Origin of the sequence: Mesorhizobium sp. LHD-90, assembly GCF_030929505.1 — a bacterium.
In the GTDB taxonomy this organism is placed as follows: Bacteria; Pseudomonadota; Alphaproteobacteria; order Rhizobiales; family Rhizobiaceae; genus Kumtagia.
The window spans coordinates 264,231-283,990 of record NZ_JAVFVV010000008.1 but is presented as its reverse complement, the minus strand read 5'-3'; the positions used below and the strand labels follow the sequence as shown (position 1 = coordinate 283,990).

Below are 19,760 nucleotides of genomic sequence, written 5' to 3'. Positions count from 1 at the left end.
CTGCCCTTCTGAATACTCAGCCCTGGAGAAGCCGCGCAGCTAGACGGCAACCTCCGTGGAGCGCAGAAGCCGGTAGCTGCATCCGACCTCAATTGCCGTCTGCCTTCCGCCTTCAAGTTCAACCCTCCCGTGCTTGCAAGCATCCCCAACCCGGTGGCAAGCTGTCTGCCGGGGGAAGGCACTCTTGAAGCCGAGACAAATTGCGGAGCAGTGGGTGAAGCGCTTCAATGCAGGTGATCCTGCGGAAGTGGCGGAACTTTACCACAAGGACGCGGTACAGCAGGATGTCGGCCAGGAGCCGTTGACAGGACGTCCCGCCATAACGGCGTTTCTGGCGCGGTGTATCGAAGTTGACTATGCGATCTGTATTCCCGAGGTAATCGATGAATGCGGCGATGTCGCCGCCATCCAATGGCGTACGCCTTCCGGGAAGGGGGTCCTCACGTTCTTCACTGTCCGCGACGGCAGGATAGCGTTCCAGCGCGGCTGGCCGGCAAATTACCTTTGCTCGTCAGGGGCAACATCATAGACCGCAGCGGGTTCAGGACACTCTTCACGCCCTTGCTCTGTTCCAGTCCAGCGGATTTGGATCGAACTTGTGCCGATACGATCGTTGGCTTCACGTCGCCCACGAACTGCTTACCTCGTGCAGGGTCAGATCGCGGCCGCTGATGCCGAGTGACGGCCAGGTGGCGCGCCATCGGGCGATATGGGCGGACGCAAAATGCGCGTCGAGCGACTCTCGGTCCCGCCACGCCTCGGCCACATTCACCAACCCGGCGTCCAGCAGATCGACGGCGTAGGAATAGTTGACGCATCCGTCCTCGGCGCGGCTGGCCAAGATCATCGCCTCCATGACCGGCCGTGCCTCAGCGAATTTTTCCGGCCTGATGCGAAACGTCCCGGTGATCAGCAGCATCGCAGGCGCTCCAAACCCTCGTTTCACGAAGCCGAAGGCGGTAGGATATGCAATGCGTTGCCGGTGCGGAATACGGAATCTCATGCTCAACATGTTGCTCCAAGGGAATGCATCGTCTATCGTCGATGGACGATGAAAATGCTCGGTCTCAACCGATGAAACCCGATCCGGCCTCTGCCGAGCGGCTTGCCCTGCGTCTCGGCGCGCTCTCCCACCCGGCCCGGCTGGAGATACTCACACACCTGGCGGACGCCGATTGCTGCTGCTGCAAGGATGTCGTCGGTCGGCTCGATCTGGCCCAGTCCACCGTCTCACAGCACCTGAAGGTGCTGGTCGAGGCCGGGCTGGTGCGGGTCCGTCAGGAGCGTCAGCGTTCCATCTACGAGATCGACCGCGGCGCGCTGGCCGACACGGCGAGCCGTGTCACCGCGCTGGCCGATGCCTGCTGCCCTCCGCAGGCGGCCGGTTGCGCCGAACCACGTGTGTTGAGCCTGGGCTAGGTACCAACGATCCGCGCCGGCCGCCCTTCGTGGCGGAAACCGCGTCGGAAACAGGGAAGAAGAAATTGGCCGAAAAAACTGTCTCGGCGGAGTCGGGCTCGACGCTCACGACACTGCTTAACTTGAAACCTTATATGTGGCCGGCCGAGCGCGGCGATTTGCGCATGCGTGTCGCCTGGGCGACACTCTTTCTCATTGTCTCCAAGCTCGTACTTGTCGCCGTGCCCTATTTCTTCAAATGGGCGACCGATGCGCTCGCCGGCGACCATGCCCGCACGCCGCCGTTGCCTGACTGGCTGCTGGTGCCGGCGGCCCTGGTGATCGCCTACAACGTGGTGCGCATCGTCCAGGTCGGTTTGAACCAGTTGCGCGACGCGCTGTTCGCCAGCGTCGGCCAGTACGCGGTGCGAAAACTCGCCTACAAGACCTTCGTGCACATGCACGATTTGTCGCTGCGTTTCCATCTGGAGCGCCGCACCGGCGGCCTGTCGCGCATCATCGAGCGCGGCGTGAAGGGCATCGAGACCATCGTCCGCTTCACCATATTGAACACGCTGCCGACTGTGCTGGAATTCGCGCTGACGGCCGTCATCTTCGCTGTCGCCTACGGCTGGATCTACGTGGTCGTCGTGGCGGTCACGGTGGCGCTCTACACCTGGTTCACCGTCTGGGCGAGCGACTGGCGCATCGCCATCCGCCGGGAGATGAATGATTCCGACACCGACGCCAACACCAAGGCGATCGACTCGTTGCTCAACTACGAGACGGTCAAATATTTCAACAACGAGCATATGGAGGCCCAGCGCTTCGACCGCTCCATGGCGCGCTACGAGGTGGCGGCCACAAAGACCTGGACCTCGCTCGGCTGGCTGAACTTCGGCCAGGGCGTCATCTTCGGCGCCGGCATGCTTGCCATCATGGTGTTGTCGGCGCGCGAGGTGCAGGCGGGCACGCAGACCATCGGCGACTTCGTCTTCCTCAACGCCATGCTGATGCAGCTTTCGGTGCCACTCAACTTCATCGGCTTCATCTATCGCGAGATCCGGCAGGGTCTGACCGACATCGAGCAGATGTTCGACCTGCTCGATGTGCCGGCCGAGATCGTCGACAGGCCGGACGCAAAGGCGCTTGCGGTAGGCCAGGGGCGCGTCGAATTCCGCGACGTGCATTTTTCCTACGACCCCGCCCGCGAAATCCTGAAGGGCATCAGCTTCGAGGTTCCGGCGGGCCGCACGGTGGCCATCGTCGGCCCGTCTGGCGCCGGCAAGTCGACGATCTCGCGGCTGCTGTTCCGCTTCTACGACATCCAGTCCGGCCAAATACTCGTGGACGGCCAGGACGTCCGCGACGTTACACAGGAGAGTCTGCGCGGCGCCATCGGCATGGTCCCGCAGGACACCGTGCTGTTCAACGACACCATTGCCTACAACATCCGCTACGGCCGCGTAGGCGCTTCGGAAGAGGACATCCGTCAGGCCGCAGACCTTGCCCAGATCGGGCCGTTCATCGCGCGTCTTCCCGACGGCTTCAAGACCATGGTCGGCGAGCGCGGGCTGAAACTGTCGGGTGGAGAGAAGCAGCGCGTGGCGATTGCCCGTACCATCCTCAAGGCGCCGCCCATCCTGATGCTGGACGAGGCGACCTCGGCGCTGGATTCGCACACCGAGCAGGAGATCCAGGCGGCGCTGGACATGGTGTCGCGCGGCCGCACTACCATCGTGATTGCCCACCGCCTGTCGACGGTGATCTCAGCCGACGAGATCATCGTGCTGAAGGACGGACAGATCGCCGAGCGCGGCCACCACACCGAACTGCTGGCGAAGGACGGCCTCTATGCCTCGATGTGGGCGCGCCAGCGCGAGGCGACCGAGGCGGAAGAGCGTCTGCGCATCGCCCGCGAGGAAGACGATCTTGGCGTCGTCGTCAGGCGGCGGACGCCGGAGGTGGGGTAGGGCGCCCGCATCTGGAGCGCTCCACCACTACTCCTCCACCTCGCCTGCTTGGCCGCGCCGCCAGTAGGCGGCGACAAGAAATCGCTTCTTCGGCAGGCCGCGCTCGGCTTTGAGGAAACCGCGGATGGCGCGGGCGGCGGTGTGCTCGCAGCCGGCCCAGACATAAAGTTCGTCCGGCCAGTGCGAGGCATTCAGCGCCCGCAGTGCGTCTATCAGCAGCGTCGTCGAACCGGCCGGCCGGTTTTCGCGCGACAGCCAGTGCAGGTCGATGCCCGGCTTGACCGCAAACTCCTGCCGCTCGGAATCATTCGCGATCTCGACCAGCACGGTGGCGCGTGCATCGGCCGGAAATTCCTCCAGCATGCGGGAGATGGCGGGCAGGGCAGTCTCGTCCCCGGCAATAACATAACGCGACGCCGGCGGCAGCGTGCCGCCGCCGGGACCTGTCATGCCGACCACGGCGCCGGCGCGAGCGTCCCTGCCGAACTGCGCGCCCGGCATCTCGTCGCCGTCATGCAGCACGAAGTCGATGTCGATCTCGCCCGCCTCCACGTCGATCCTGCGGATGGTGTAGACTCGCGCAACCGGCCGCTCGCCCTCGGGCCAGGCCTGCCGGCCGTCTGCCGCCATCACCGGCCACACCGGGGTCACGCCGGGACGCGGGGAAAACAGCAGCCGCACATGCAGGCCGTCGTGGGCGAAGCGGCCGAGATTTTCGCCCGCAAGCGTCAGGCGGCGCATCGCCGGCGTCACGTCGACCGCGCGCACGACTTTCATCTCGCGGAAGTAGGGCAGCGCCGCTCCGGGCGCCGTGCCGCCCCGCCAGACGATGTCCGGCTCCTCGCCCGGCGCGAATTCGTTGACGTGCTCGGCGACGCTCCATTGCAGGAACGACAGCGAGGTGTCGTCGCCGGCCTCGACCCGGAACGCAAGGCTGCCGTCGCGGAGCGCGACCGACGCCTTGCCGATCTCGAATTCGACCGACCAGCCGCCGTGCTCGCCGGAGACCAGGCCATGCTCGCCAAAATGCTCGTGCAGATGCGCCATCACCGTCTCGGGGGAGCGCACACGGACCAGCGTTTCGGCCTTCAGCGGTAACATTACGTTCATCGCTCGAATACTCCGGAAGGTTTTGCGCCCGGCCCGGCGGTGGCACCGCCGGACGGTTTGCCGTCGGCGACCAGCGCGATCGCCGGGATGGCGGCGAGCGCAACGGCGCCCGCGCCGACGTAAAAGGCCGTGTAGCCGAAGTGCTCGGCCGCATAGCCGGCGAGCACGCCGCAGGCCAGGCTGACCAGCGCGTCCATCGACTGGAACAGGGTGAAGTCTACGCCGCCCTGGCGCGGGTCGGACCAGCCCATGAACTGGGCGTAGAGCGCGACGAAACCCAGCGCCATCACGCCCGACGAGCTGGCCACCGCCATCAGCAGCGGCTTAGGCATGCCCGGAAACAGGCCGTAGGCGGCGAAAAACAGCAGCGCTGCGGCCTGGAGGGCCAGCGCGACCACCAGCACGGCCCGTGCACCCCACGCCTGCACCAGCGCGCCGCCGGCAAGCGCAGCGGCGAAACCGACCAGCAGGCTTCCCACGCCGTTGAGCAGGCCAACCGTGGCGAGATCGAAGCCGGCGTCGATCAGGAAGGGACCCAGCATCATCATGCTGCCCTTCTGCGCGACGACGTAGATCGCGGCGGCGAGCAATCCCCTGCGCACGTCCTTGCGCCTTAGCGCTGACGCCAGCGAAGGCGTGTGCGACCGCGTCTCGATTGCCGCGTGCGAGCGGGCATGCCACAGGAACGGAACGCCGAGCAGCACCAGCAGCGCCACCATCGCCCAGACCGCCACCTGCCAGCCCATGGCGGCCACGAGCACCAGAAACAGGCCGCCGCCGATGGCCGAGCCGAGATAGGCGCCGCCGACCTGGGCGGCGTTGCCCCAGCCGTGGAATCTTTTCGCCAGTGCCTCGACCGCATAACCGTCGCAGGCAATGTCCACCGTCGACGCCGCGAAGGCTACCACCGTCAGGCAAGCGAGCACCGGAAACAGGTTCCCTGGGCCGAGAATGCCGGCAAGCGCCAGGCCGAGAATGCTGATCAGGCCACCGACGAGCACGACAACACCCGATCGGTTACGCCCGCTGCGCGGCAGGCGAAACCGCTCGACCTGAGGCGACCACAGGAATTTCAACGCCCAGGGCAGGGCGATCAGCGACAGCAGCCCGACGCTGTCCAGCGGCAGGCCGTCGTCGCGCATGACAGCGGGCAGGCCCGTCCAGGTTATGCCGCCGATCACGCTCTGCGCCACATAAAGCCCGCCGATGGCTAACACCACGCCGGCAGCGGAGCCCGCGTCGTTTTTCGACGCGCCCATCAGAACCGGTAGCGCAGGCTGCCGAACACCGAGCGGCCCTCGTCCTTGTAGCAATAGCCGGCCGAGCAGATCGGTTTCTGCTCGTTGAACAGGTTTTTCGCGTTGACCTGCAGCATCACGCCGTCCCAGGCCGGGTTCTTGGCGCCGAAATCGTAGGACAGCGCGGCGTCGACGAAGGTGCGGGCCTCGTTCTCGAACGTGTTCTGGTCGTCGCCGTAGCTGCTGCCGACATAACGAATGCCGGCGCCGAGCCCGAGCCCGGCCAGCGACCCGTCCTGGAACAGGTAATGGCCCCACAGCGAAAAGATGTCGTTGGGCGTGGCCGACAGTTCGTTGCCGTCGGTTCCCTCCGCGCCGCTTTCGATCTTCATGCGCAGATGCGTATAGGAGGCGATGACGCTGAAGCCGTTGTCGAGCGAGGCGTTGGCCTCGATCTCGAAGCCCCGCGAGTTCAGGTCGAGCTGGCGCTGCTTGTTGATGCCGGTGGAGGCGTCGAACACCACGCCGTCTTCCTGGTCGATGTCGAACAGGGAGGCGGTGATTATCGCGTTGTAGTCCGGCACCTCGTATTTGACGCCGATCTCCTTCTGCGTGCCGACGGTTGGTCGCGCCGCCCGTCCAACGTCGCTGGTCACGTCGTCATAGACGAGGCCTATATTCGGCGAGAACGAGGTGGAGTAATTGACGTAGGGCACGATGCCCCATTCGGTCCGGTAGGACAGGCCGAGCCGGTAGGAGAAGGCATCGTCCTTCTGTGTGCTCTCGGTTTCGTCGGCTGCGATCGACTTGGTGTCGACCCAGTCATAGCGGCCGCTGGCGAACAGCGTGAAATCGCTCCACTCCACCTGGTCGTGCAGGTAGATGCCGACATTGTTCATGCGCTGCCCGCCGGCGTAAGGCGCGGGCGTGTCAGCCGTGTCCTCGGCCGAGACGTAGCCGATGCCGCTGTGGGCGTCGTAGTCGGCCCAGGCGTAGTCGACGCCGGCCACCGCCGTATGGCTGGCGTCGCCGGTGTCGAACTCGAACTGCGCCATGTTGTCGACGACGAAGTTTTTCATGTCCTCGGTGTAGTGGCCCCAATAGCGCGCAAGGTCGGCGCCGCTCGGATAGTGGCCGCTATATTCGATGTCGGCGTCGACGGCGTTGAAGCGCAGGTTCTGGCGCAGCATCAGCCAGTCGTTGACCCGGTGCTCGAATTCGTAGCCGATGCGCCCCTGCGTCTGGGTGAAGTCGTTGTAGTTCGGGTCGCCCTCGTAGATGTCGGAAACCATTCCGTAGGCCGGATTGTAGAAGGCCGCCGTGCCGCCCGTCACCGAATGGGAAAGTTCGCCCAAAATGGTGAGTCTTGTGTCCTCGTCGGGCTGGAAGGTGACTGCGGGCGCAAAATAGGCCTTGTCGTCGGGATAACCGGGCAATTCGGTGTTGCTCAGCCGGCCGAGGCCGGTCATGCGGTAAAGGATCGAGCCGCTGTCGTTGGCCGGGCCGGAAAAGTCGAAGCCGACCTGGGCGCGGTCATAGGTGCCGCCCAGGATTTCCACCTCGCGGAACTGCTCGTCCTTCGGGCGTTTGGTCACCACGTTGACGAGACCGCCGGGACCGCTGATGCCGTAGAGCGAGGAGGCGGGACCTTTCAGGATGGTGACGCCCTCGATACCGTAGGGCTCCGTCTTGAACCAGGCGGAAGGACCGTTGTACTGGCGCAGCCCGTCGCGGAACATGCCGTTGTAGTAGGCCGGGAAGCCACGCAGGAAGAAGGCGTCGTAGCGTGTGTCGAAGCCGAAGCTGTTCGGGTTGGCGCCCGCTGTGTAACCCAGTGACTCGTTGAGCGTCCTCGGCTTCTGGTCTTCGATCTGGTCCTGGGTGACGGTCGAGATCGCCTGCGGGATCTCGACGATCGGCGTGTCCACCTTGGTGCCAAGCCGGTCCTGCTTGGCGACATAGCCGTCCTGCACCAGCGTGTCGTCGCTTTCGGCCTCTACGGTGATCTGCCTGAGCACCGTCTCCTGGGCATGGGCGGCCGCCATGCCGAGCGGCAGCGACAATGCGGCGAACAAACCTGCGCGGCGGGCGCGCGTGCCGGAAGAACCAATCAATTTTTTGCCCCTTGGCTTCATGCAACCTCCAGTGGCTGGCCGAGGGGCTGGCTTCCCGGATGGAAAGGGTCCTAATTATCTGGAGTGCTACAGTCAAGTTAAGGCGAGCAACATTCCCCCGGCTTGGTTGGACCGATTCGCTTACGGAGGGTCCTGTGGCCCAATGTGCAGGCAGGCCCAGGGCCGCGGGGCGGATGGCCCGCGCAACGCCCGCTCAAGGCCGCAGAGAGCCTTGGACGAAATCGCGGCTGCGTTGCCACTCGCGGCGTCATCGCCTAAATAGACGCGGTTGTCAGCAAACTGTCGGGAACCGATGTCCCTCGTCGATACCATCAAGAACGCCTTCGTACCGATCCATCGCCTGGGCTGGCCATTCATCGCCGGCTTCGCTGTGGTGACTTTGGTGCTGGGCCTGTTCTCGACCACGCTGTTCTGGATCGGCCTGATCCTGACCGCCTGGTGCGCCTACTTTTTCCGGGATCCGCAGCGTGTCACGCCGGCCGACGACCGGCTGGTCATCAGCCCCGCCGATGGCATCGTCTCGGCTGTCGGCCCGGCCGTGCCGCCGCGCGAACTCGGCCTCGGCGGCGCCGAGATGACTCGCATCTCCGTGTTCATGAACGTTTTTTCCTGCCACGTGAACCGCTCCCCCGTCCGCGGCCGGATCACGAAGATCGAGCACCGTCCCGGCAAATTCCTGAACGCCGAACTGGACAAGGCCAGCAGCGAGAACGAACGCAACGGTCTTGTCATCGACAGTCCGAACGGCACGGTGGCGGCCGTGCAGATCGCCGGCCTGGTGGCGCGGCGCATCGTCTGCTGGGCCGAGCAGGGCGGAAACATCGGCATCGGCGAACGTTTCGGGCTGATCCGCTTCGGCTCGCGCGTCGACGTTTTCCTGCCGCCGGAGGCGACGCCACGAGTCTCCGTCGGCCAGACGGCGGTCGGCGGCGAGACGGTCATAGCCGAATTCGGCGGCAGTCCCGCCACGCCGCTGGTCCGGGTTTCCTGACCGGTGGCCGGTCCGTTCCAGCGTTTCGAACCGCACGGCCATGGCGGCCCGCGCATCCGCGAGATTCCGCTGCGGCTGGTGCTTCCGAACCTGATTACCGTGCTGGCGATCTGTGCCGGCCTCTCCGGCATCAGGCTCGCCTTCGAGAACCGCTTCGAGACGGCGGTGATGATGGTGCTGATCGCCGCCTTCCTGGACGGCATAGACGGTCGCCTCGCCCGTATGCTCAAGGCGACGTCGAAATTCGGCGCACAGATGGATTCGCTGGCCGACATCGTCAATTTCGGCGTGGCGCCGGCGCTCGTTCTCTATGCATATCTCCTTGATCGCGCCGGCTCTCCCGGCTGGATCGCGGCGCTGCTGTTCGCCATCGCGTGCGGGCTGAGACTGGCGCGTTTCAACGTGCTCGACGAGGACAAGACCCGTCCGGCCTGGCAGGGCGAATATTTCGTCGGCGTGCCGGCGCCGGCCGGCGCGGTGGTCGTGCTGCTACCCGTGTACCTGCTGTTCATCGGCGCCGTCGAGCCCAGCCGCACGGCTGCCTTTATCGCATCGGGCTTCACGGTCCTGGTGGCCTTCCTGCTGGTCAGCCGCCTGCCGGTCTGGTCGGGAAAACGCTTGCGGGTCCCCGGCGATTCGGTCATGCCGATGATCCTGGGCGTCGTTTTCTGTGCCCTGCTGCTTTTCATCTACCCATGGGAGACGCTGACGGTGGGTGTCATCGCCTATCTCGTCTTCCTGCCGCTCAGCGCGCGCGCCTATTCCCGCCGCTCCGTGGCCGAGACGGCCAAGGATGAGAGACCGCCGGTCGAGAACGCCGGCTGAGAACAGAGCCGAGCGGACTCTTACGTGGGAGCGTTTCCGCGGGCGAAATCAAGGATTTGCAGCGTTGCTTTGAATCAACTCTGCAGCGGCGTGGGGTCTCAGGCGGCAGCCGCAAGCCCGAGCCGGTCGAGCGCTAACCTTCTGGTCGCGGGGTAGTCGATCTTGCCGGTGCCCAGCATCGGGATGTCGTCGACCATGACGATGTCCTGCGGCAACGCCAGTTCGGCCACGCCGGTCTCCTTGCCGCGCTGCCGCAAAGCGGTGGCTTCGGCTTCGCCGGCGGTGGTGATCAGCACGATCCGTTCGCCGCGCTTCTTGTCCGGCACCGCAACCACCGCATGCCGGCTTTCCGGCCAAAGCGATTGCGCCAGAACTTCGATCGCGCCGAGTGAAACCATCTCGCCGGCAATCTTTGCAAAACGCTTGGCGCGGCCGCGGATGAAGACGAAGCCCTCGCGGTCGAAGGAGACGATGTCTCCGGTGTCGTGCCAACCGTCCGGCGGCTCCTGAAGCACGCCGGGCCGGTCGGCGGACATGTAGCCCATCATCACGTTCGGGCCTCTGATCCACAGGCGCCCGCCATCGGAAATACCGTCCACCGGTTCCAGCCGCACCCGCACGCCGGGCAGCAGGCGGCCGACCGAGCCCTCGCGATTGTGTGTGGCGGTGCTGACCGCCACCACCGGCGCTGCCTCGGTCAGGCCGAAACCTTCCAGAACCTGAGTGCCGAAGCGCTCCTTCCAGACCCGCCGCGTCTCGGCGCGTAACGGTTCGGCCCCGGCTACGGCGAACCGCAGGCTGGAAAAATCGTCGTCGTCGGCTGCCTTTGCGTAGGCGGCGAGGAACGTGTCGGTGCTGAACAGGACGGTCGGCCGCCGTTTTGCTGCTACCTGCGGGATCTGCTTGTAGTGCAGCGGCGAGGGGTAGAGCAGCGTGCGAACGCCGGTGAGCAGCGGCAGGAGTAACCCGCCGAGCAGCCCGAAGCAATGGAACACCGGCAGCACGTTCAACAGGAAATCGTCCGGGCCGATCGCCAGCCGCGCCTCGACCTGCATGGCGTTGGCGACCAGATTGGCATTGGACAACACCACCGCCTTCGGCGCGCCCTCGGAGCCGGAAGTGAACATGATCAGCGCCGGGGTGGAGGGATCCTGGCCGCCGACCGGGCTTTGCCAGCAGAGCGCGGCGACCAGCCGGTCGAAACTGCCGATGCCGTCGCGGATATCTTCGATCCAGACGATTTTCGCGCCCCCGGCCCGCACTGCTTCGACGATGTCCTCCAGCCCGGCCTTTTCGATGAAGGCGCGCGACGACACGATCGTGCGGATGAGCGCGGTGCGCGTCGCCGACGTGACGTTGGCCGGGCCGGCGGTGTAGTTGATCATGGCGGCGGCGCGTCCCGCCGACAGGAGACCGAGCAGCGAGATGGTGATGCCGTTGGAATTGGGGAGCAGCACGCCGACCGCTTCTCCGGGAGCGGTGATCCGCGCGAAACGGCCGGCGAAGATGCGCGCCGCCATCAGCAACTGCCGGTAGGTCAGCGCGCCGGTGATCGCATCCTCGACGATCGTCCGGTCGGGGCCGAAGCGCCGCGCGGCGGAGCGAACCGCCTGGAACAGGCTGCGCCGCGACAGGGTTGTTAGGCCGCGTGCTTCGGCGATCCGGTCGAACAGCGCATTCGAAGCGGTCGTCGTGGCGGCGCCAGCGCGGGCGACCAGCTCATTGATGGTCAGCGGTTCCAGCGCACCGATGCGCAGCCTCGGCAGCAGGCGGCGGCCGGCATTGCCCTGGCCGGCCAGCGAGAAACGGCTGTGGCGGGCGCCGTCGATGAAGATCGGCACGATGCGCGCGTCGCCCTGCAGCGCGATGCGCGAGACCGCGCGATAGAGTCGGAAGGCGCGCGTGTCCGGCTCGACGTTTTCAGGCAAGTAGACCGCTATGCGTCCCTTGCGTTTCAGCACGCGCACCAGCCGGCGGCTGACGAAGACGTGCTCGGCGTTGAAGGCGATCGTCCTGGCAAGTTCGCGCCATGGCTCCATCCATGTTGCCCGGGCCGATGCTTCGTCGAGAATGTGCAGCGTGTCGTCCGGCAGCAGCGCCAGCATCAGCGCCGGGTCGAGCCGCGACTGGTGGCTGACGACATAGATGACCGGCGCCTCGGCGCCGCGCGCCCAGCGGACGCGGCTGTCGTCGATGCGATAGGCAAGCTTCAGCGGCAGGTAGAGCAGGGCCTGCCGGAACGAAAGTCCGAGGCGCAACATCTGCGCGCCGCTCGCGGCGAGATAGACCGCGGCCAGCACGCCAAGGACAATGGCAGTCGGGATCATGCCGCGCCTTCCAACCCGTCATTCCCTGTGGGCTCCCTCGAACCCCGGCCGGAGGGTAGTCGATCCGGCGCTAGCGTCAATGCGCGGACTAGCCGAACGCTCCGCCGCGGTAAAGAAAAAGCCAGCTCGAAAGCTGGCTTTAAGTAGGTGACGGGCTTGGGGGGTGGGCATTGGGGGGTGCCCGTCAGGTGCATAAACACATGGCTGCGCGATTGGTTCCATCGTCACGAGAATTTTTTCGAACTTTTTTCGAGCACTGTCTTGGAGGAGCCGCGCCGGCTGAAATGCTCGCCGAAAATAACGATCAGGCCGGCGAATACGATGAGAACCGCGCCGGCAACCACCTCCAGCCGCGGTACGTCGTGCCAGATCAGGTAGCCGAACAGGAACGCCCAGACCAGCGAGGTGTATTCGAACGGCGCGATGACCGACGCCGCCGCCCGCTTCATGCCGTCGAACAGCGCCAGTTGCGCCGCCCCGCCGAGCACGCCGACCGTCAACAGCAGGAGGAACTCTCCAACGGAGGGAGTACGCCAGACGAAAAGCATCGGCACCCCGGCGGCGACCAGGAAGAACATGTTGTTGAGCAGAAGCTGCACGATGGTGCGCTCCTGCAGCGCGATCTTGCGCAGCAGAACGATCGCCAGCGCCCAGAAGAAGGCCGCGCCGAGCACCAGCAGGATCGGAAAAGTGATGCCCAGCGTGGCCGGGTCGCAGGCGATGAACACGCCGGCGAAGCCGAGGAACACGGCCGCCCAGCGCAGCAGTGGCACCTGCTCGCGCAGGATGAGGACGGAGAGCGCGGTGACGATCACCGGCGCGGCGAAATAGATCGTCGTCATCTCGGCAAGCTGCAGATATTTCGCCGCCGTGTAGTAGCAGAGCCAGGCCGCGAGCGTGAGCACGCTGCGCAACAGCATCGGCTTGACGACGGGTGAACGGCTGGCGTCGCGGAAAAGCGCGGCGCCGCCGCTCGCATAACAACCGGCCAGCACCACGAGGCTGCGGAAGACCATGACCTGCCAAACGGAGATGCCGGCGACCAAGAGTTTGATCGCGGCGTCCTGGGCCGAAAACAGAAAATAGGCGATGCTGGTCAGCAGGATGCCGAGCAGCACGCGGTCGGCCGGATCGGCGGTGGCGGCGTTTGCCATTGCATGGGTTACCGGAGACGACGCCACGGATGCGGCGCCGGGCCATCAGCCTATACTGGCGGTGAGGGCGGTTGCGCTGCACCACACATGGCGGAGGATTGGCGCAGCACGGATGCCGACACCGGCCGCGCCGCCTTGGGGTCTGTCGCTCTGAGAGCCTGCAGAGACGCTAGAGCATTTCCGGGTAAATCCGGGTCGCTCTGCCGGAGGGCATTTGGCCCAAGGTCGAGGGTTTCGGCGAAGGTCGTATCGGTGATACGGCCGAGCCGGAACCCGACGGATTTGGGCCAAATGCACCCGGCCCGAAGGGTTTCCCGCTGGCGGGCGCCCGCTGCGTCGAGCCGCTCGGCCGTGGCGCCGCCACGACCTTCGCACCTCTCCTGGCGGATCGCCTCGCCATCGGAGAAACAGAGCTGACCCGGATTTGCCCGGAAATGCTCTAGACCGGCTCCGGATCCTTGTGGCGCACCAGCCGGTCGAGTTTCGCCTGGTAGATCAGCCCGGTGCCGGCGAATGCGGGGTCAGCGAACGGCAGGATCTTTCTTGCGATGTCGGACGGATGCGGCAGGCTCATCGGGTCTTCGCCCGGCACGGCCTGGGCGCGCATGGCGGTGCGGGTGGCGCCGGGGTCGAAGCAATTCACCCGGAGCGGCATGTTTTCCGTCTCGTGCGCCCAGGACCGCGCCAGCGCCTCGACGGCGGCCTTCGAGGCCGCGTAGGGCGCCCAGAAGGCGCGCGCACTGTGCGCCAGGCCCGAGGTGAGCAGGATGGCGCGGCCGGCATCCGAGAGCCGCAGCAGCGGATCGACCGAGCGGATCAGCCGCCACGTGGCGGTGACGTTGACAGTCATGACCTTCTCGAAGGTCTTTGCCTCGACATGGCCGATCGGCGCGATCACGCCGAGGATCGCGGCGTTGGCGACCAAGATGTCGAGCCTGCCCCAGCGCTCGTGGATAGCGGCGCCGAGCCGATCGATTCCGGGCATGTCGGTGATGTCGAGCGGCACCAGCGTCGCCTGGCCGCCGGCCGCCTTGATCTCGTCGTCGAGTTCCTCAAGCCCGCCGACCGAGCGGGCGACCGCGATTACATGGGCGCCCGCCGCGGCCAGATGTTTGGCAGTGAAATAGCCGATGCCGCGCGAGGCGCCGGTAACGAGGGCGACGCGGCCGCTGAGGTCGGGTGAGGCTGTCATCAAGGCATCCGTTGCATGCTGCGATGGGAAAGGCTTCGCATAGGACGAATCCGTCCTTCAGGGAACCCGCCATGCTGCCCCGCCGCCGGCACGAATCGACAAAAGGCGTCAAAACAACCAGCGAGTGTGTCGGAAACGTCCAAGCCGACGCGTCCTTGCAAGGATCTCGTTCTCGGATAAGGGAAGAAAATGGGCAGAACCGCCGCAATTCTCGTCGCCAGGCTGATCTTCGCCGGGCTTTTCGCCATGGCCGCCGCGTTCAAGTTCGCCGGCATGGCCGACACCGCCGGCTACATCGCCGCCGCCGGCTTTCCGTTTCCGCTGCTGCTGGCGTGGCTCGCGGCGATCTTCGAAGTGGCGTTGATGTTATGCTTCCTGACCGGCGCGTTCTTTTCCGAGGCGTCGCTTCTCGCCGGCATCTACGTCATCTTCCTCGCCTTTGCCTTCCACGGCCCCGGCCGGTGGGAGGGCAACCAGCATGAGTTCGGCTTCTTCGTCGACCATTTTACCTTCCTGGCCGGCCTGCTTTTCGCGGCGGTGCACGGACCGGGAAAGACGCTGGCGATCAGGCGCGGGATCATCTGGCAGCGCGAGAACTGAGCAGGTTCCGCCAGCTCTGCCACCGGACACGCATCGTTCCTGGCGGGCAGCACGGATCGTCGCCACGCCCGGATTTTATTCCGTCTGACCATTGAGCCCGCTGGAAAGCTTCGTCTTTCGGGATCTGCCCGCTTGGGCGGCGCCGTCATGACGTGTCGGGCGTTTCCAGCGCGTAGACGGCGAGCGCATGGGCGTGCGCCAGAATCTCGTCGATCTCGCGGATGTTGCGCGGATGGGTGGCGGTCGGGTCGTAGCGCGACAGCCGTCCGCCGGGCGGACGCCCGCGCCGCAGCGGCGAGACGCGCCGGAACCGGACCGCGCCGGAAGCTTGTTCGCCGCCTGCGGCGCGGGCTTGCCTGTCCCGCGCACGTGCGGCGTCGTTGCGTGCCTTCCAGCGGGCGAAGCGTTGTGCCTCGCCCGGCAGGTCGTCGAGCGCGCGGCCCAGCGCTTCCAGCCGCTGGCCGAGACGCGCCGCGTCGACCGGATCATCGGGCGACGGCGGGGCAGGCAGGGGGCGGTACGGTGCGTTGAAATCGAGCCCCGAAATGCGCGGCACGCTGCGTGCCGGCACATGGCGGCGGTGGATGCGGAACGGATTTTTGAGCGGATCGAGCAGCGACAGGTTTTTGGCGCGCTGGGCAGGCTTGCGAGGAACGAGATGGGCCAGATGGGCCGGCATCGGCGCGCCGGGCCGCAGCACGATGCCGGTGCCAATGCCGTCGCGCACGAAGATGGATGTCGGCTTTGGCTTCTTCGGCTTCGGTTTGCGTGGGCGAAGCGGCGGCAGGATCACGACCAGACCCCGCGCCGCCGCGATGATCAGCCGCCGCGCCGCCGACTCGGCCGGCCGCAGCAGTTTGAGGATGGCGCGGTGGAGATGGCGGGGCAGGGTGGAGCCGCCGCCTGCCATCTCGGCCATGCCGACGAGCATGGCCAGCAGGCGCTTCAACGCTTCCCAGTTCTTGTCGATTGCCGGACTTTTCTCCATCGCCACCCCTCCCTTTCGCCATCACGGCCTCTCGTAAGGGAAACCGGCGAAGAGTATGAGGCAGGGTTTTGGGGAGGGGGATGAAAATCGTATCCGACGGTGGTCCGCGCGTCAGGCGGGAAAATGCGGGGTCAGCAAAAGCAAGGACTTGGCGGCATATGCCGGCGTGCTCTCCAGAAAATTTTCCGATGGGACGAAAATTCCATCCCCTTTTTCGCGCTGGAAATCCCGGGGACAGTCACTCAATTCCGGGTTCAAGCCCGGCCGCGACGGCAGCGCTCCACAGGAATTGAGTAACAAAACTGTCCCCGGATTTCAGATGAACGTCGTGTCTCGACCCGCCACTCGTACATCGGACGTGAAAGGCTGCAAGCTGCCATTCGCGAGCCATGAATTCTTGGCTCGATCGGCGCGATAGCGTTTCGGTCTCGAAGCTTCTCGCCCATTCAGTTCATCGGCCTGCAAACCGTCTCTTGGCCTCTTCCGTTGCCGGCATATAGAGCGAGATGGCATTACCCTCGGGGTCTCGGAACTGAAAGGTCTCATTGCCCCAGGGCATGGTCTTGAGTTCATGCACCAACGGGACCTGGTCCTTGAGGCGCGCATAGTCCGCTTCGATATCCTCGACCTGAAACTCGAGAAACAACGTGCGGTTCGCTCCGGGCTCGGAGCTGCCGGCTTGCCAGAGTGGCACGGTATCGACCGATCCTATCGCCAGGACGGCGCCAGGCAGGACCAGTTCCGCAAAGACCGGCGCCAGCCACTGCGCTTTCACGCCGGTGACCATTTCGTAGAAGGCTACCATCTGCTTGATGTTGCCGGCGATGATGCGCACTGATGCCAATTTCACATTTGTCTCCTTCGATGGCGGCCCCTTTGCCGCTCGGCACGAAGCTTGTCTCACACCGCTGTTGCCACCATTGTGGCAGCAGGAGTCAGCATATGCGCAAAGCCGATCGTCTCTTTCAGCTCATCCAGATTCTGCGCCGCACCGGCGAAGAGTATGAGGCATGGTTTTGGAGAGGGAGATGAAAATCGTATCCGACGGCGTTCCACGGCGTCGGGCGGGAAAAGGCGGCGTCAGCAAAAACAAGGGCTTGGCGGCATCTTCCGGCGTGCTCTCGAGAAAATTTTCCGGTGGGACGAAAATTCCATCCCCTTTTTCGCGCTGGAAATCCCGGGGACAGTTACTCAATTCCGGGTTCAAGCCCGGCCGCCACGGCAGCGCTCGACAGGAATTGAGTAATAAAACTGTCCCCGGATTTCAGATGAACGTCGTGTTTAGACCCATGCCGGACCTTCGCAACATATGCGCGACCGCCAGAAAGCTGCCGTTGGTCAGGTGAAGGACTTAGGGTGAGCTGGCCCATCGTAAAGCGCCATCTCTTCCGCGGTGGGTGGCTCGAACAGCTTCGACCACCTTAGCAGGTCTGTTCGGGAGATGTTGAATGTGCCCGCAGGAAGCACGGCGTTTCTTCGGGAGACCCGGTCCCAAAGCTCCTCAAAGGGAACATCGAGGAAGCAGAGCATGACCTTCGCACCAGCCGCACGGGCTTGCTCCCTGCAGATATCACGTTCCGCCCGTGACCATACTCCCCAATCGACCACGACGTTGCAGCCGAGCTTCAGGGCACGCAGAGCGATCTGCCATTGCAAGCCCTCAATGCGACCCCGACACGGACCAGTTTCGGCTTCCGGAGTGGAAACACCGGGGTAGAGCATGTGCATCCAGTCGTCTCCGGTGAGACGCAGGGCAGACGCTTCCCGTTCAATGATCTTGGCCAGCGACGTTTTCCCGGAACCGGGAAGACCGCAAGTAAGGTGGAGCGTGGCCATTCAAAAATCTCTGATTGGGCTATGGCAAATGGAAGCTGTCCCGCATTTGTGCGTGACTATGCTTCGCTCAATGCCGCTGGGCGCGGCTAATCAGAGGTTTGTTGCCATATCCTACTTGTAGAAGCAGCGTTACTGGGAGGTCAAGACGGCAGCTTTGCGCTGCTTCCAACGAATAGCTGCCTGACCGCTTTCCACCCTTTGCGGACGCTCCGCCCGGCAATGACAAATTCCTTGGTAGAAAGGGTAAAAAAGCTGGCTCAGCCCGAATCTGACGTCAATGGATTCAAGCGACTAACACATTGCCAAGGGCAAACATCGTGGCAAACGATACTGCCGCTGTTCTACTGCCCGCCGGTCGCCAGCAGCGACAGGGTGCGCACATTGTCGTGGCCTTCGAAGTCGAGCAGCCGCGTCGGATATTCGTTGGAGAAACAGGCGTCGCAGAATTGCGGCTGCTCGTTGTCGCGGCCGGGTTCCCCGACGGCTCGGTAAAGCCCGTCGAGCGACAGGAAGCCCAGCGAATCGACGCGGATGAAGCTCGCCATCTCCTCGACCGTCATGCGCGACGCCAAGAGTTTTGCCTTTTCCGGCGTGTCGACGCCGTAGAAGCAGGAGGCGCGGGTCGGCGGCGAGGCGATGCGCATATGCACTTCGCGCGCGCCGGCGTCGCGCACCATCTGCACGATCTTCTGGCTGGTGGTGCCGCGCACGATCGAATCGTCGACCAGCACCACACGCTTGCCCTCGATCATTTTCCGGTTGGCGTTGTGCTTGAGCTTCACGCCCATGTGGCGGATCGAATCGCCCGGCGCGATGAAGGTGCGGCCGACATAGTGGTTGCGGATGATGCCGAGCTCGAACGGGATGCCGGCGGCTTGGCTGAAGCCGATCGCGGCGGGCGTGCCGGAATCCGGCACCGGCACGACGATGTCGGCCTCGACCGGGCTCTCCAGCGCCAACTCCGCGCCGATGCGCTTGCGCACATCGTAGACGTTGCGGCCCTCGACCGAGGAATCCGGCCGGGCGAAATAGACATATTCGAAGACGCAGAAGCGCGGTTTCTGCGGCTCGAACGGAAAGATGCTCTCGATGCCCTTGGAGGTGATGACCACCATCTCGCCGGGCTTCAGGTCGCGCACGAAACGCGCGCCGATGATGTCGAGCGCGCAGGTCTCGGAAGCCAGGATCCACGAGCCGTCGAGGTCGCCCAGCACCAGCGGCCTGATGCCGAGCGGATCGCGGCAGCCGATCATCTTCTTGGCGGTCAGCGCCACCAGCGAGAACGCACCCTCGAGTTGCTTGATCGCCTCGATGAAGCGCGAATTGGTGTCGCGTTCCTTGCTGGTGGCGACGAGGTGCAGGATCGTCTCCGTGTCCGAGGTCGACGAGAAGATCGCGCCCTGTTTCTGCAGCACGCGCTGCACGGTCATGGCGTTGGTGATGTTGCCGTTGTGGGCGATGGCGAGGCCGCCTTCCGCCAGTTCGGCGAAAAAGGGCTGGACGTTGCGCAGGCCGGCGCCGCCGGTGGTGGCGTAGCGCGTGTGGCCAATGGCGCGGCTGCCGGGCAGCCGGTCGATGACGGACTGTTTGGTAAAAGTGTCGCCGATCAGGCCGACATGGCGCTCGACATGGAACTGCGTGCCGTCGAAGGAGACGATGCCCGCCGCCTCCTGGCCGCGATGCTGCAGCGCGTGCAGGCCGAGCGTGACGATCGCCGCCGCGTCCTGCCGCCCGAGGATGCCGAACACCCCGCATTCGTCGTGGAAATGATCGTCGGCCTCGGCGGCGAGGAAAGAGGATGCGTCTGCCATCGGGGAACGCCACCTTGCTGTCGGAAAACCGTCATATAGGGCAACGCCCCGGGCAATACCACCGGCATTTTATCGCAGTGCACCACACCCAAGGCACGAGGAGGGCAGGGCCCGCCGAGCACCAGCTATGCGGTGCCGGCGGATCCGGACGGCAACGCGGTTGGTGCCGTCAAGAAGAAGCC

General features: G+C 64.9%; 18 protein-coding genes. 7 read left to right on the top strand and 11 right to left on the bottom strand.

Translation table 11 applies throughout. The annotated features are described in order from the left end of the window. Positions 1-133: 133 nt before the first annotated feature. Positions 134-529, top strand: coding sequence for a nuclear transport factor 2 family protein (locus RB623_RS13850; RefSeq protein WP_308057428.1), 396 nt, complete (start codon positions 134-136; stop codon positions 527-529). Positions 530-619: 90 nt separating this feature from the next. Here the strand turns inward: RB623_RS13850 and RB623_RS13845 are convergent, their stop codons facing one another. After that, positions 620-919, bottom strand: a complete 300-nt coding sequence (locus RB623_RS13845) for a putative quinol monooxygenase (RefSeq protein ID WP_308057427.1) — start codon at positions 917-919, stop codon at positions 620-622. 155 nt (positions 920-1,074) lie between these two features. Here RB623_RS13845 and RB623_RS13840 point away from each other — a divergent pair, with 155 nt between their 5' ends. After that, entirely contained in the window at positions 1,075-1,419 is a 345-nt protein-coding gene (locus tag RB623_RS13840) for a metalloregulator ArsR/SmtB family transcription factor (protein WP_308057426.1), read from the top strand. 65 nt (positions 1,420-1,484) lie between these two features. After that, on the top strand, positions 1,485-3,371 hold the full coding sequence (locus tag RB623_RS13835) for an ABC transporter ATP-binding protein/permease (RefSeq protein ID WP_308057425.1): 1,887 nt from the start codon (positions 1,485-1,487) through the stop codon (positions 3,369-3,371). Between the two features lie 27 nt (positions 3,372-3,398). Here RB623_RS13835 and RB623_RS13830 read toward each other — a convergent pair whose 3' ends face one another. From RB623_RS13830 to RB623_RS13820, 3 genes are read right to left on the bottom strand one after another with little or no spacing between them, the layout of a single operon-like run. Beyond that, a complete protein-coding gene (locus tag RB623_RS13830; RefSeq protein WP_308057424.1) occupies positions 3,399-4,481 on the bottom strand; it encodes a siderophore-interacting protein in 1,083 nt (360 codons plus the stop codon). Next, positions 4,478-5,740, bottom strand: coding sequence for an MFS transporter (locus RB623_RS13825; RefSeq protein ID WP_308057423.1), 1,263 nt, complete (start codon positions 5,738-5,740; stop codon positions 4,478-4,480). Before RB623_RS13825 ends, RB623_RS13830 begins: the two co-directional genes overlap by 4 nt. Further along, the gene (locus RB623_RS13820) at positions 5,740-7,854 is read right to left on the bottom strand and encodes a TonB-dependent siderophore receptor (RefSeq protein WP_308057422.1); all 2,115 of its coding nucleotides are present in this window, start codon (positions 7,852-7,854) and stop codon (positions 5,740-5,742) included. Before RB623_RS13820 ends, RB623_RS13825 begins: the two co-directional genes overlap by 1 nt. A gap of 292 nt (positions 7,855-8,146) precedes the next feature. Between RB623_RS13820 and RB623_RS13815 the strand changes: the two genes are divergently transcribed. Together RB623_RS13815 and pssA are read left to right on the top strand one after the other, a co-directional pair. Next, positions 8,147-8,845, top strand: coding sequence for a phosphatidylserine decarboxylase (locus RB623_RS13815; protein ID WP_308057421.1), 699 nt, complete (start codon positions 8,147-8,149; stop codon positions 8,843-8,845). A 3-nt stretch (positions 8,846-8,848) separates the two neighbouring features. Further along, a complete protein-coding gene (gene pssA / locus RB623_RS13810) occupies positions 8,849-9,670 on the top strand; it encodes a CDP-diacylglycerol--serine O-phosphatidyltransferase (RefSeq protein ID WP_308057420.1) in 822 nt (273 codons plus the stop codon). 98 nt (positions 9,671-9,768) lie between these two features. Here the strand turns inward: pssA and RB623_RS13805 are convergent, their stop codons facing one another. From RB623_RS13805 to RB623_RS13795, 3 genes are all read right to left on the bottom strand, one after another. Continuing rightward, positions 9,769-11,997 carry an AMP-binding protein gene (locus RB623_RS13805; RefSeq protein ID WP_308057419.1) on the bottom strand — a complete coding sequence of 743 codons (2,229 nt, stop codon included), beginning with the start codon at positions 11,995-11,997 and terminating at the stop codon, positions 9,769-9,771. A 224-nt stretch (positions 11,998-12,221) separates the two neighbouring features. Beyond that, on the bottom strand, positions 12,222-13,151 hold the full coding sequence (locus RB623_RS13800) for a DMT family transporter (RefSeq protein WP_308057418.1): 930 nt from the start codon (positions 13,149-13,151) through the stop codon (positions 12,222-12,224). Between the two features lie 439 nt (positions 13,152-13,590). After that, positions 13,591-14,343, bottom strand: coding sequence for an SDR family NAD(P)-dependent oxidoreductase (locus RB623_RS13795; protein ID WP_308057417.1), 753 nt, complete (start codon positions 14,341-14,343; stop codon positions 13,591-13,593). Positions 14,344-14,532: 189 nt separating this feature from the next. Here RB623_RS13795 and RB623_RS13790 point away from each other — a divergent pair, with 189 nt between their 5' ends. Further along, positions 14,533-14,943 (top strand): DoxX family protein, encoded by a 411-nt coding sequence (locus tag RB623_RS13790; protein ID WP_308057416.1) that lies wholly within the window; start codon positions 14,533-14,535, stop codon positions 14,941-14,943. A 145-nt stretch (positions 14,944-15,088) separates the two neighbouring features. On the opposite strand, the gene RB623_RS13785 is transcribed toward RB623_RS13790, so the two are convergent. After that, positions 15,089-15,931 carry a hypothetical protein gene (locus RB623_RS13785; RefSeq protein WP_308057415.1) on the bottom strand — a complete coding sequence of 281 codons (843 nt, stop codon included), beginning with the start codon at positions 15,929-15,931 and terminating at the stop codon, positions 15,089-15,091. A 451-nt stretch (positions 15,932-16,382) separates the two neighbouring features. Next, entirely contained in the window at positions 16,383-16,781 is a 399-nt protein-coding gene (locus RB623_RS13780) for a VOC family protein (protein ID WP_308057414.1), read from the bottom strand. A 178-nt stretch (positions 16,782-16,959) separates the two neighbouring features. Between RB623_RS13780 and RB623_RS13775 the strand changes: the two genes are divergently transcribed. After that, positions 16,960-17,277 (top strand): hypothetical protein, encoded by a 318-nt coding sequence (locus RB623_RS13775; RefSeq protein ID WP_308057413.1) that lies wholly within the window; start codon positions 16,960-16,962, stop codon positions 17,275-17,277. Here the strand turns inward: RB623_RS13775 and RB623_RS13770 are convergent. Together RB623_RS13770 and purF are read right to left on the bottom strand one after the other, a co-directional pair. After that, complete coding sequence (locus RB623_RS13770) at positions 17,270-17,767, bottom strand: AAA family ATPase (protein WP_308057412.1); 498 nt, start codon at positions 17,765-17,767, stop codon at positions 17,270-17,272. The genes RB623_RS13775 and RB623_RS13770 overlap by 8 nt on opposite strands. 341 nt (positions 17,768-18,108) lie before the next feature. Beyond that, the gene (purF, locus tag RB623_RS13765; protein ID WP_308057411.1) at positions 18,109-19,578 is read right to left on the bottom strand and encodes an amidophosphoribosyltransferase; all 1,470 of its coding nucleotides are present in this window, start codon (positions 19,576-19,578) and stop codon (positions 18,109-18,111) included. Positions 19,579-19,760 lie beyond the last annotated feature (182 nt).